The sequence below is a fragment of the Streptomyces sp. NPDC006140 genome (genome assembly GCF_040628815.1).
Lineage (GTDB): Bacteria > Actinomycetota > Actinomycetes > Streptomycetales > Streptomycetaceae > Streptomyces.
The window spans coordinates 22,574-35,038 of sequence record NZ_JBEXTS010000013.1 but is presented as its reverse complement, the minus strand read 5'-3'; the positions used below and the strand labels follow the sequence as shown (position 1 = coordinate 35,038).

8 protein-coding genes are annotated in these 12,465 nt (G+C 68.7%); 7 read left to right on the top strand and 1 reads right to left on the bottom strand.

The annotated features are described in order from the left end of the window. Positions 1-16 precede the first annotated feature (16 nt). Entirely contained in the window at positions 17-154 is a 138-nt protein-coding gene (rpmH, locus tag ABZ386_RS29685; protein ID WP_003956500.1) for a 50S ribosomal protein L34, read from the bottom strand. 374 nt (positions 155-528) lie between these two features. On the opposite strand from rpmH, the gene dnaA reads away from it, so the two are divergent. The 7 genes from dnaA (at position 529) to gyrA (ending at position 12,452) form a co-directional block, all read left to right on the top strand. Continuing rightward, positions 529-2,607 carry a chromosomal replication initiator protein DnaA gene (dnaA, locus tag ABZ386_RS29680; protein WP_358966643.1) on the top strand — a complete coding sequence of 693 codons (2,079 nt, stop codon included), beginning with the start codon at positions 529-531 and terminating at the stop codon, positions 2,605-2,607. Between the two features lie 884 nt (positions 2,608-3,491). Then, on the top strand, positions 3,492-4,622 hold the full coding sequence (gene dnaN, locus ABZ386_RS29675; RefSeq protein ID WP_351340475.1) for a DNA polymerase III subunit beta: 1,131 nt from the start codon (positions 3,492-3,494) through the stop codon (positions 4,620-4,622). A 184-nt stretch (positions 4,623-4,806) separates the two neighbouring features. After that, entirely contained in the window at positions 4,807-5,682 is an 876-nt protein-coding gene (gene gnd, locus ABZ386_RS29670; RefSeq protein ID WP_114254131.1) for a phosphogluconate dehydrogenase (NAD(+)-dependent, decarboxylating), read from the top strand. Between the two features lie 36 nt (positions 5,683-5,718). Further along, positions 5,719-6,840 carry a DNA replication/repair protein RecF gene (recF, locus tag ABZ386_RS29665; protein WP_355722726.1) on the top strand — a complete coding sequence of 374 codons (1,122 nt, stop codon included), beginning with the start codon at positions 5,719-5,721 and terminating at the stop codon, positions 6,838-6,840. Next, a complete protein-coding gene (locus tag ABZ386_RS29660) occupies positions 6,837-7,367 on the top strand; it encodes a DciA family protein (RefSeq protein ID WP_114254133.1) in 531 nt (176 codons plus the stop codon). The genes recF and ABZ386_RS29660 overlap by 4 nt, the downstream gene beginning before the upstream one ends. Before the next feature lie 387 nt (positions 7,368-7,754). Further along, complete coding sequence (gene gyrB, locus ABZ386_RS29655; RefSeq protein WP_114257503.1) at positions 7,755-9,815, top strand: DNA topoisomerase (ATP-hydrolyzing) subunit B; 2,061 nt, start codon at positions 7,755-7,757, stop codon at positions 9,813-9,815. Between the two features lie 42 nt (positions 9,816-9,857). Further along, positions 9,858-12,452, top strand: coding sequence for a DNA gyrase subunit A (gene gyrA / locus ABZ386_RS29650; protein WP_351340467.1), 2,595 nt, complete (start codon positions 9,858-9,860; stop codon positions 12,450-12,452). Positions 12,453-12,465: the final 13 nt, after the last annotated feature.

The following is a 12,465-nucleotide window of genomic DNA, read 5'->3' as shown; positions in this document are numbered from 1 at the left end:
CATGACCTGATCGGGATCAGGCGGACAGGCGGGCGCGACCCTTGCTACGGCGGGACGCGAGAATCGCGCGGCCGGCACGGGTGCGCATACGCAGCCGGAAGCCGTGGGTCTTCGCGCGACGACGGTTGTTCGGCTGGAAGGTGCGCTTGCTCACTCGGGGGCTCCAGAAGAAATCGGTAGTTGCGGGGTGCCGTCCTGGCTGTCACCGTGCGCCCACGAGTAGCTCGCAGTTACGCCCGAGTGCACCGCTTACCGATCACCCCAGTGACCTGTGCCCATCGGAGGCAGGCGGCAGCAGCCATCGACAACTCGACCTGGTTACGGTACGCGCGGCTACGCCATCCGGTCAAACCAGGAGTCGCCGGGAGACACTTGTCCACAGCCTGGGGACAACAACTTGAACCGCACCCGCCGCCCTGACTACCGTGACTGGACTCCGATTCGTTCCCTTATCCCTGCCCGACCCGATTTACATCCCGACCCGTCCCCGGATCACACCTTCGAGGGACCCGTGAGAGAGCGTGCCCTGTGGCTGACGTACCTGCCGATCTTGCCGCAGTGTGGCCACGCGTATTGGAGCAACTCCTCGGGGAGGGCCGCGGCCAAGGCGTCGAGGCGAAGGACGAGCACTGGATCCGGCGCTGCCAGCCGCTCGCGCTGGTCGCGGACACCGCGCTGCTCGCCGTACCGAACGAATTCGCGAAGGGCGTGCTCGAGGGCCGTCTGGCGCCGGTCGTCAGCGAGACGCTGAGCCGCGAGTGCGGCCGCCCGATCCGGATCGCGATCACCGTCGACGACTCCGCGGGCGAGCCCCCGACCACGCCGGCGCCCCCCGCCCGCCCCCAGCCGCGCTACGAGGAGCACGAGCTCCCGTCCGCGCGCCAGGAACGCGACCCGTACGACGCCCGCCAGGACCGCGACGGCTATGAGGCCCGCCAGGACCGCGAGGGCTACGACGGCCGCCCGGACCGCGACGGCTACGACGCGCGCCAGGAACGTGACGTGTACGACAACCGCCCGGACCGCGACGGCTATGACAGCCGCCAGGACCGTGACGGATACGAGGCGTACGGACGGCACCGCGCGGAGCCGCTGCCGGGGACATCCGGCGATCAGCTTCCACCTACGCGCGCAGACCAGCTTCCGACGGCCCGCCCGGCCTACCCCTCCGAGTACCAGCGCCCCGAGCCCGGCTCCTGGCCCCGGCCGACGCAGGACGACTACGGCTGGCAGCAGCAGCGCCTCGGCTTCCCCGACCGTGACCCGTACGCGTCACCGTCACAGGACTCCTACGGCGGGCAGGACTCCTACGGCTCCCCCAAGGAGCCCTACGGATCGCAGGACTACCGTCCGCAGCCCATGGAGCGCCCCTCCTACGAGCCGCCGCGCTCCGACTACGAGCCGTCACGCCCCGACTACGACCAGCGTGACCCGGTCCGCCGGGAGCTGCCGGAGCCGCCGCCCGGCTCGGGCCACGTGCACCGGGGCGGCCCGGTCGGCCCGAACCTGCCCACCACCGGCGCGCCCGGCCCGCTGGCCGCGCAGCCCGCGCCGGCGACCGGCCCGGGTGAGCCCACCGCGCGTCTGAACCCGAAGTACCTCTTCGACACGTTTGTCATCGGCGCCTCCAACCGCTTCGCGCACGCGGCCGCGGTCGCCGTCGCCGAGGCGCCGGCGAAGGCGTACAACCCGCTGTTCATCTACGGGGAGTCCGGGCTCGGCAAGACGCACCTGCTGCACGCCATCGGGCACTACGCGCGCAGCCTCTACCCGGGCACGCGGGTGCGGTACGTGAGCTCGGAGGAGTTCACCAACGAGTTCATCAACTCCATCCGCGACGGCAAGGGCGACAGCTTCCGCAAGCGGTACCGCGAGATGGACATCCTGCTCGTCGACGACATCCAGTTCCTGGCGGACAAGGAGTCGACGCAGGAGGAGTTCTTCCACACGTTCAACACCCTGCACAACGCCAACAAGCAGATCGTGCTGTCCAGCGACCGGCCGCCCAAGCAGCTGGTGACGCTGGAGGACCGGCTGCGGAACCGTTTCGAGTGGGGTCTGATCACCGACGTCCAGCCGCCGGAGCTGGAGACGCGCATCGCGATCCTGCGGAAGAAGGCGGTCCAGGAGCAGCTGAACGCCCCGCCGGAGGTGCTGGAGTTCATCGCGTCCCGGATCTCGCGGAACATCCGTGAGCTGGAGGGCGCGCTGATCCGGGTCACGGCGTTCGCCTCGCTCAACCGGCAGCCGGTGGACCTGGGGCTGACGGAGATCGTCCTCAAGGACCTCATCCCCGGCGGCGAGGACTCCACGCCGGAGATCACCTCGACGGCCATCATGAGCGCGACCGCCGACTACTTCGGCCTCACGATCGAGGACCTGTGCGGCAGCTCACGAGGCCGCCAGCTCGTCACGGCCCGCCAGATCGCCATGTACCTGTGCCGTGAGCTGACGGACCTGTCGCTGCCGAAGATCGGCGCGCTGTTCGGGGGCCGCGACCACACGACGGTCATGCACGCGGACCGCAAGATCCGCAATCTCATGGCCGAGCGCCGCTCCATCTACAACCAGGTCACGGAGCTGACCAACCGCATCAAGAACGGCTGACGGCGACGGCAGTACGCCGCGCTTCACGGCGACGGCAGTACGCCACTACGCCGCTGAGGGCGCCCCCTGTGACTTCGGGGGGCGCCTTCTTCATGTGCCGTCCTGTTCGAATACCCGCCGCGTTACGGCCTCCCTCCACAGATTCGCGGACTTTCTGCCGTCCACATCCTGGGGACCGGGGAGTTGTCCAGATCGTGTCCACAGGGAGTGCTGTCGAAAGACCATCAGACCAGCTCACGTGGTTGTGGATCGGTGGACGAACGATCTCCACAGACTGTGGACGAAGCGGGGATCCACAGGCTGTGCACCGAGTTGTCCACGGGCAACCCACAGGCTGGGGGCGGTTGTCCCCAGAGATCGGCGGCTTCTCCACATCCCTGTCCACTGTTCGGCAACGCGACGCGCCTCCTCACCGGGTCGAGTGAAAGGCGTCACACAAAGCTGCCGGGTTGGGCTGTGGGAAAGGTGGGTAAAGCTGGGGACAGCACTGGGGAGAACTCGCCTCACCCTGTGCATGGGGTGTGCAGAACTTTCTGTTCTCCACAGCGACACCAGGTTGTCCACCGCTCGCGCCCACAGGCCCGGTGGACAAAATTTCCGCTCTGAGCTGGGCAAACGTGGTTATCCACCGTATCCACAGGCCCTACTACTACGTCCGACTAGAGAGAGAGCGGAATTCGTTTCGAAGCGGGTCCTGTGCACAACTCGCTCTCCGGTGCCCGACCGCCCCTCGTCACGACTTGACCCCGAGAGGCACCTACTGTCAGTGCCGTGCGTCAGACTGGTCCCCGGTGTCCTCCCCGTCCCAGGGGCCGGCGACACCGAGGCAGACGACGAAGGCGAAGCAGGGCGAGAACGCCGGCAACAGCAGGAGGCGGCTTACGGTGAAGATCCGGGTGGAACGCGACGTACTCGCGGAGGCAGTGGCCTGGGCGGCGCGCAGCCTCCCGGCCCGTCCGCCGGCGCCGGTCCTCGCCGGCCTGCTGCTGAAGGCGGAGGACGGCCAGCTGAGCCTGTCCAGCTTCGACTACGAGGTCTCCGCACGCGTGTCGGTGGAGACGGAGGTCGAGGAGGAGGGCACGGTCCTGGTCTCCGGCCGCCTGCTCGCGGACATCTGCCGCGCGCTCCCGAACCGCCCGGTGGAGATCTCCACAGACGGTGTACGGGCGACGGTGGTCTGCGGATCCTCGCGGTTCACACTCCACACCCTGCCTGTGGAGGAGTACCCGGCCCTGCCGCAGATGCCGAACGCGACGGGCACGGTCCCGGGCGAGGTCTTCGCCTCCGCGGCCGCCCAGGTGGCCATCGCGGCGGGCCGTGACGACACGCTGCCGGTCCTCACGGGCGTCCGCATCGAGATCGAGGGCGACACGGTCACGCTGGCGTCCACCGACCGCTACCGCTTCGCGGTCCGCGAGTTCCTGTGGAAGCCGGAGAACCCGGAGGCCTCCGCGGTCGCCCTGGTGCCCGCCAAGACGCTCCTGGACACCGCCAAGGCCCTGACCAGCGGCGACCAGGTGACCCTGGCGCTGTCCGGCTCGGGCTCGGGCGAGGGCCTGATCGGCTTCGAGGGCGCCGGCCGCCGTACGACGACCCGCCTGCTGGAGGGCGACCTCCCGAAGTACCGCACGCTGTTCCCGACGGAGTTCAACAGCGTCGCCGTCATCGAGACGGCCCCCTTCGTGGAGGCCGTCAAGCGCGTGGCCCTGGTCGCCGAGCGCAACACCCCGGTGCGGCTGAGCTTCGAGCAGGGCGTGCTCATCCTGGAGGCCGGCTCCAGCGACGACGCACAGGCTGTGGAAAGGGTCGACGCCCAGCTGGAGGGCGACGACATCTCCATCGCCTTCAACCCGACGTTCCTGCTGGACGGCCTGAGCGCCATCGACTCCCCGGTGGCCCAGCTCTCCTTCACGACGTCCACGAAGCCGGCGCTGCTCAGCGGCAAGCCCGCGGTGGACGCCGAGGCGGACGAGGCCTACAAGTACCTGATCATGCCGGTGCGGCTGAGCGGCTGAGGCTCTCCTCGGGAGCCCTTGTCCACAGGCTGAGGACAAACCCGCAGGTGAGGGCGTGCGACTGAGCGCGTATGCCCACAGATGTGCGCGAGCGTCCGGGTCTAGGCTCGGATGTGGGTACGAAAGTGCCTGGCGGTACGAACGTGCCGCCACGCCACGTCGCAGAACCTAAGGAACACAACTGATGGAGCTCGGTCTCGTCGGCCTCGGCAAGATGGGCGGCAACATGCGCGAGCGGATCCGCCGCGCGGGCCACACCGTCTTCGGATACGACCGCAACCCGGACCTCGCCGATGTCCACAGCCTGCAGGAGCTTGTGGGCAAGCTCAGCGGGCCGCGCGTGGTCTGGGTGATGGTCCCGGCGGGCGAGCCCACGCAGTCCACGATCGACGAGCTCGCCGAGCTGCTGGAGCCGGGCGACGTCGTCGTGGACGGCGGCAACTCCCGCTGGACGGACGACGAGAAGCACGCCGAGGAGCTGGCGGCCAAGGGCATCGGCTTCGTCGACTGCGGTGTCTCCGGCGGCGTCTGGGGCCTGGAGAACGGCTACGCGCTGATGTACGGCGGCGACGCGGAGAACGTCGCCAAGGTGCAGCCGGTCTTCGACGCCCTCAAGCCCGAGGGCGACTTCGGCTCGGTGCACGCCGGCAAGGTCGGCGCCGGCCACTTCGCGAAGATGGTCCACAACGGCATCGAGTACGCGATGATGCAGGCTTACGCCGAGGGCTGGGAACTGCTGGAGAAGGTCGACTCCGTGACCGACGTCCGGGAGGTCTTCCGCTCCTGGCAGGAGGGCACGGTCATCCGCTCCTGGCTGCTCGACCTCGCGGTCAACGCGCTCGACGAGGACGAGCACCTGGACCGGCTCCGGGGTTATGCACAGGACTCCGGCGAGGGACGCTGGACTGTGGAAGCCGCCATCGACAACGCGGTGCCGCTGCCGGCGATCACCGCGTCGCTGTTCGCGCGGTTCGCCTCCCGCCAGGAGGACTCGCCCCAGATGAAGATGATCGCGGCGCTGCGGAACCAGTTCGGCGGCCACGCGGTCGAGAAGAAGTAAGCACCACCGAGGTCCTGGGAGGTCGGCGAAACGACCATGCACGTCACGCATCTGTCGCTGGCCGACTTCCGCTCCTATCCCCGGGTCGAGGTCCCGCTCGACCCGGGGGTGACGGCCTTCGTCGGGCCGAACGGGCAGGGCAAGACCAACCTCGTCGAGGCCGTCGGCTATCTCGCCACCCTCGGCAGCCACCGGGTCTCCTCCGACGCCCCCCTGGTCCGCATGGGCGCCGAGCGCGCGATCATCCGGGCCCAGGTGAGGCAGGGCGAGCGGCAGCAACTGGTCGAGCTCGAGCTCAACCCGGGCCGCGCCAACCGCGCGCGTATCAACAGGTCCTCGCAGGTCAGGCCGCGTGACGTGCTGGGGATCGTACGGACGGTCCTGTTCGCGCCGGAGGATCTCGCCCTGGTCAAGGGCGACCCCGGGGAGCGGCGCCGCTTCCTCGACGAGCTGATCACCGCCCGCTCCCCGCGCATGGCCGGGGTCCGTTCCGACTACGACCGGGTCCTCAAGCAGCGCAACACCCTGCTGAAGTCGGCCGCGCTGGCCCGTCGCCATGGCGGCCGCAGCATGGACATGTCCACGCTCGACGTATGGGACCAGCACCTCGCGCGTGCCGGCGCCGAGCTGCTCGCCCAGCGGCTGGATCTGATCGCCACGATCCAGCCACTGGCCGACAAGGCGTACGAGCAGCTCGCCCCCGGCGGCGGCCCGGTCGCGCTGGAGTACAAGCCGTCCGCGCCGGGCGAGGCGCACACCCGCGAGGACCTTTTCGAGCAGCTCACGGCAGCCCTCGCCGAGGCCCGCAAGCAGGAGATCGAGCGGGGCGTCACGCTGGTCGGCCCGCACCGGGACGACCTCCAGCTCAAGCTCGGCCAGCTGCCCGCCAAGGGCTACGCCTCCCACGGCGAGTCCTGGTCGTACGCGCTGGCGCTGCGCCTGGCCTCGTACGACCTGCTCAGGGCCGAGGGCAACGAACCCGTGCTGGTGCTCGACGACGTCTTCGCCGAGCTGGACACCCGGCGCCGTGAGCGCCTCGCCGAACTGGTCGCGCCCGGCGAGCAGGTCCTGGTGACCGCCGCGGTCGACGACGACGTACCGCATGTGCTGTCCGGGACGCGGTTCGCAGTGTCCGAGGGGACGGTGGAGCGCGTATGAGCGGGCAGGAGCCGAAGAAGACCCCCGAGCCGTCCGGGGTCGATCTCGCGCGCGTGGCGCTCCGCGCGGCCAAGGAAGCCGCCCGCGCGCGGGGAGACGCGGCGCAGCAGAAGAAGCAGGCGCGCCGCGGTGGCGGACTGCGCTCCGGCGCGCACGCCGACGGCCGCGACCCCATGGCGCTCGGCGCCGCGATCAACCGGCTGATCACCGAGCGCGGCTGGGAGGCCCCGGCCGCGGTGGGCGGGGTGATGGGCCGCTGGCCGCAGATCGTCGGCGAGAAGCTCGCGGACCACTGCCTGCCGCAGAGGTACGACGAGGACGAGCGCATCCTGATCGTGCAGTGCGAGTCGCCGGTCTGGGCGACCGAGGTGCGCCGACTCGCCCCCACCCTGGTCGCGCGTCTCAACGAGGACCTGGGCCACGGCACCGTGCGGCAGATCAAGGTCATGGGACCCGGTGGTCCCGCCCGCCGCTACGGCCCCCTGCGTGCCCCTGGCAGCAGTGGTCCTGGCGACACCTACAGGTGACTTACGTCACGTCTCGACGGCCCGGTTCGGCGGGCGCGGCCCTCCCGTCGCGGCACCGCACACGGTTGCGAATCGCGACCTGACTCCGAAGTAGCCAAGGGTTGACGGCCGGAAGCTCTGAGTGGCTCCGTGAGCCTCTTGGAGCCCCCATCCGCATATCGGGAGTCGGACAAGACCCGTCGAGGGCGGCACATGCGGACTCAGGTACCGGCAAACCCCCATCAGTGTCAGTGCTACCGGTAGACTGGAAGCAATCCCGCCCCAATCGTGGGGACCGTCCGGGAAAAGCTGAGCAACGCTGATCAAGGCTTACCAACGCAACATGCCGCAGCCGCTCCGGCAACCCGCCGACGAGCCTGGCTCGTGCTGTGCCAGAAAGGGCGCTTCGTGGCCGATTCCGGCAACCCCAACGAGAACATCCCGTCCACCGACGCAGGCGTGACCAGCGAGGCGATCACCTCCAACGGCGAGGTCACCGCCTCGTACGACGCCAGTGCCATCACCGTCCTCGAGGGTCTGGACGCGGTCCGCAAGCGACCCGGCATGTACATCGGCTCGACCGGTGAGCGAGGACTGCACCACCTCGTGTACGAGGTCGTCGACAACTCCGTCGACGAGGCGCTGGCCGGCCACGCGGACACGATCGACGTGACGATCCTCGCCGACGGCGGTGTGCGGGTCGTCGACAACGGCCGTGGCATCCCGGTGGGCATCGTCCCGTCCGAGGGCAAGCCGGCCGTCGAGGTCGTGCTGACCGTGCTGCACGCGGGCGGCAAGTTCGGCGGCGGCGGCTACGCGGTCTCCGGTGGTCTGCACGGCGTCGGCGTCTCCGTCGTGAACGCCCTGTCCAGCAAGGTCTCCGTCGAGGTGAAGACCGACGGTCACCGCTGGACGCAGGAGTACAAGATGGGCGTCCCCACGGCGCCGCTCGCCCAGCACGAGGCCACCGAGGAGACCGGCACGTCGGTCACCTTCTGGGCCGACGGCGACATCTTCGAGACCACCGAGTACTCCTTCGAGACGCTCTCGCGGCGCTTCCAGGAGATGGCGTTCCTCAACAAGGGCCTCACGATCAGGCTCACCGACGAGCGCGAGTCCGCGAAGGCCACCTCCGGGGCGGACGAGGCGGGCGCGGACGAGACCGCCGACGTCAAGACGGTCACGTACCACTACGAGGGCGGCATCGTCGACTTCGTGAAGTACCTCAACTCCCGCAAGGGCGAGGCGGTGCACCCCACCGTCATCGACCTGGAGGCCGAGGACAAGGACAGGCAGCTGTCCCTCGAGGTCGCCATGCAGTGGAACGGCGGCTACACCGAGGGCGTGTACTCGTTCGCCAACATCATCCACACCCACGAGGGCGGTACGCACGAAGAGGGCTTCCGCGCCGCGCTGACCTCGCTGATCAACAAGTACGCGCGCGACAAGAAGCTGCTCCGCGAGAAGGACGACAACCTCACGGGTGACGACATCCGCGAGGGTCTGACCGCGATCATCTCGGTGAAGCTGAGCGAGCCCCAGTTCGAGGGCCAGACGAAGACCAAGCTCGGCAACACCGAGGCCAAGACCTTCGTGCAGAAGGTCGTCTACGAGCACCTCGCCGACTGGCTCGACCGCAACCCGAACGAGGCCGCGGACATCATCCGCAAGGGCATCGCGGCGGCCACCGCGCGCGTGGCGGCCCGCAAGGCCCGTGACCTCACCCGCCGCAAGGGCCTGCTGGAGACGGCGTCCCTGCCGGGCAAGCTCTCGGACTGCCAGTCGAACGACCCGACCAAGTGCGAGATCTTCATCGTCGAGGGTGACTCCGCCGGCGGCTCGGCCAAGTCCGGCCGCAACCCGCAGTACCAGGCGATCCTCCCGATCCGCGGCAAGATCCTCAACGTCGAGAAGGCGCGCATCGACCGCATCCTGCAGAACCAGGAGATCCAGGCGATGATCTCCGCGTTCGGCACGGGCGTGCACGAGGACTTCGACATCGAGAAGCTCCGCTACCACAAGATCATCCTGATGGCGGACGCCGACGTCGACGGCCAGCACATCAACACCCTGCTGCTGACGTTCCTGTTCCGCTTCATGCGGCCCCTGGTCGAGGCCGGGCACGTGTACCTCTCCCGTCCCCCGCTCTACAAGATCAAGTGGGGCAAGGACGACTTCGAGTACGCGTACTCCGACCGCGAGCGCGACGCCCTGATCGAGATGGGCCGCAACGCCGGCAAGCGCATCCGCGAGGACTCGGTCCAGCGCTTCAAGGGTCTCGGTGAGATGAACGCCGAGGAGCTGCGCATCACGACCATGGACCAGGAGCACCGCGTCCTCGGCCAGGTCACGCTCGACGACGCCGCCCAGGCCGACGACCTGTTCTCGGTCCTCATGGGCGAGGACGTCGAGGCCCGCCGCGCGTTCATCCAGCGCAACGCCAAGGACGTCCGCTTCCTCGACATCTGAGTCGGTCTCAGCTGACCGCACCAGGAAGGACCTTCACCAGCAATGACCGACGAGAACACTCCCGTGACGACGCCCGAGGGTGACGCCCTGGCCATGCGCGTCGAGCCCGTCGGGCTCGAGACGGAGATGCAGCGCTCGTATCTCGACTACGCGATGTCCGTCATCGTCTCGCGTGCGCTGCCGGACGTCCGTGACGGCCTCAAGCCCGTCCACCGCCGTGTGCTGTACGCCATGTACGACGGCGGCTACCGCCCCGAGCGCGGCTTCTACAAGTGCGCCCGCGTCGTCGGCGACGTCATGGGCAACTACCACCCGCACGGCGACTCCTCCATCTACGACGCGCTCGTGCGCCTCGCCCAGCCGTGGTCGATGCGCATGCCGCTCGTCGACTCCAACGGCAACTTCGGCTCCCCGGGCAACGACCCGGCCGCGGCCATGCGGTACACCGAGTGCAAGATGGCGCCGCTGTCGATGGAGATGGTCCGTGACATCGACGAGGAGACCGTCGACTTCACGGACAACTACGACGGCCGCTCCCAGGAGCCGACCGTCCTGCCGGCCCGCTTCCCGAACCTGCTGATCAACGGCTCGGCCGGTATCGCGGTCGGCATGGCGACCAACATCCCGCCGCACAACCTGCGCGAGGTCGCCGCCGGCGCCCAGTGGTACCTGGAGAACCCCGAGGCCTCGCACGAGGAGCTGCTGGACGCGCTCATCGAGCGCATCAAGGGCCCGGACTTCCCGACCGGCGCGCTGGTCGTCGGCCGCCGGGGCATCGAGGAGGCGTACCGCACCGGCCGCGGCTCCATCACGATGCGCGCGGTCGTCGAGGTCGAGGAGATCCAGAACCGCCAGTGCCTGGTGGTCACGGAACTGCCGTACCAGACCAACCCCGACAACCTCGCGCAGAAGATCGCCGACCTGGTGAAGGACGGCAAGATCGGCGGGATCGCCGACGTCCGCGACGAGACGTCCTCGCGCACGGGCCAGCGCCTGGTCATCGTCCTCAAGCGGGACGCGGTCGCCAAGGTCGTCCTCAACAACCTGTACAAGCACACCGACCTGCAGTCCAACTTCGGCGCCAACATGCTGGCGCTGGTGGACGGCGTGCCGCGCACGCTCTCGCTCGACGCGTTCATCCGCCACTGGGTGACGCACCAGATCGAGGTCATCGTCCGCCGTACGCGCTTCCGGCTGCGCAAGGCCGAGGAGCGGGCGCACATCCTGCGCGGTCTGCTGAAGGCCCTGGACGCCATCGACGAGGTCATCGCGCTGATCCGGCGCAGCGACACGGTCGAGATCGCCCGCGGCGGCCTGATGAGCCTGCTGGAGATCGACGAGATCCAGGCCAACGCCATCCTCGAGATGCAGCTGCGCCGACTGGCCGCCCTGGAGCGCCAGAAGATCGTCCAGGAGCACGACGAACTCCAGGCGAAGATCAACGAGTACAACGAGATCCTGGCCTCCCCGGTCCGCCAGCGGGGCATCGTCAGCGCCGAACTGGCCGCGATCGTCGAGAAGTACGGCGACGACCGCAAGACGAAGCTGATCCCGTACGAGGGCGACATGTCCATCGAGGACCTGATCGCCGAGGAGGACATCGTCGTCACGGTCACCCGGGGCGGCTACATCAAGCGCACCAAGACCGACGACTACCGCGCCCAGAAGCGCGGCGGCAAGGGCGTGCGCGGCGCGAAGCTCAAGGAAGACGACATCGTCGACCACTTCTTCGTGTCCACCACGCACCACTGGCTGCTGTTCTTCACCAACAAGGGCCGCGTCTACCGCGTCAAGGGCTACGAACTGCCCGACGCCGGCCGGGACGCGCGCGGTCAGCACGTGGCGAACCTGCTCGCCTTCCAGCCGGACGAGGCGATCGCCGAGATCCTGGCGATCCGCGACTACGAGGCCGTTCCGTACCTCGTGCTCGCCACCAAGGCCGGACTTGTGAAGAAGACGCCTCTGAAGGATTACGATTCGCCCCGCTCCGGCGGTGTGATCGCGATCAACCTCCGCTCGATGGAGGACGGTTCGGACGACGAACTGATCGGAGCCGAACTCGTCTCGTCCGACGACGATCTGCTCCTGATCAGCAAGAAGGCACAGTCGATCAGGTTCACCGCCTCGGACGAAACCCTGCGTCCCATGGGCCGTGCCACCTCCGGTGTCAAGGGCATGAGCTTCCGCGAGGGCGACGAGCTGCTCTCGATGAATGTTGTTCGACCCGGTACGTTCGTGTTCACTGCCACAGACGGCGGGTACGCGAAGCGGACCGCCGTCGACGAGTACCGCGTCCAGGGTCGCGGCGGCCTCGGCATCAAGGCCGCCAAGATCGTCGAGGATCGCGGCTCCCTCGTCGGCGCGCTGGTGGTCGAGGAGACCGACGAGATCCTCGCCATCACGCTGTCGGGCGGTGTGATTCGTACGCGAGTCAACGAGATCAGGGAAACCGGCCGTGACACCATGGGCGTCCAACTGATCAATCTGGGCAAGCGCGATGCCGTCGTGGGCATCGCTCGCAACGCCGAGGCGGGGCGCGAGGCGGAGGAGGTCGACGGCGACGTGGTCGTCGACGAGACCGCCGACGGTGCCGCCGTCACCGGCACGGACGAGGGTGAGGCGCCCTCGGCCGAGTAGGCACGAGGAGTGA

What these genes read in the sequence shown, in the direction of transcription:
- ABZ386_RS29660 (WP_114254133.1), top strand. Translation starts at nt 6,837, where the DNA reads ATGAGCGGGCAGGAGCCGAAGAAGACCCCCGAGCCGTCCGGGGTCGAT.
- recF (WP_355722726.1), top strand. Translation starts at nt 5,719, where the DNA reads ATGCACGTCACGCATCTGTCGCTGGCCGACTTCCGCTCCTATCCCCGG.
- gnd (WP_114254131.1), top strand. Translation starts at nt 4,807, where the DNA reads ATGGAGCTCGGTCTCGTCGGCCTCGGCAAGATGGGCGGCAACATGCGC.
- gyrA (WP_351340467.1), top strand. Translation starts at nt 9,858, where the DNA reads ATGACCGACGAGAACACTCCCGTGACGACGCCCGAGGGTGACGCCCTG.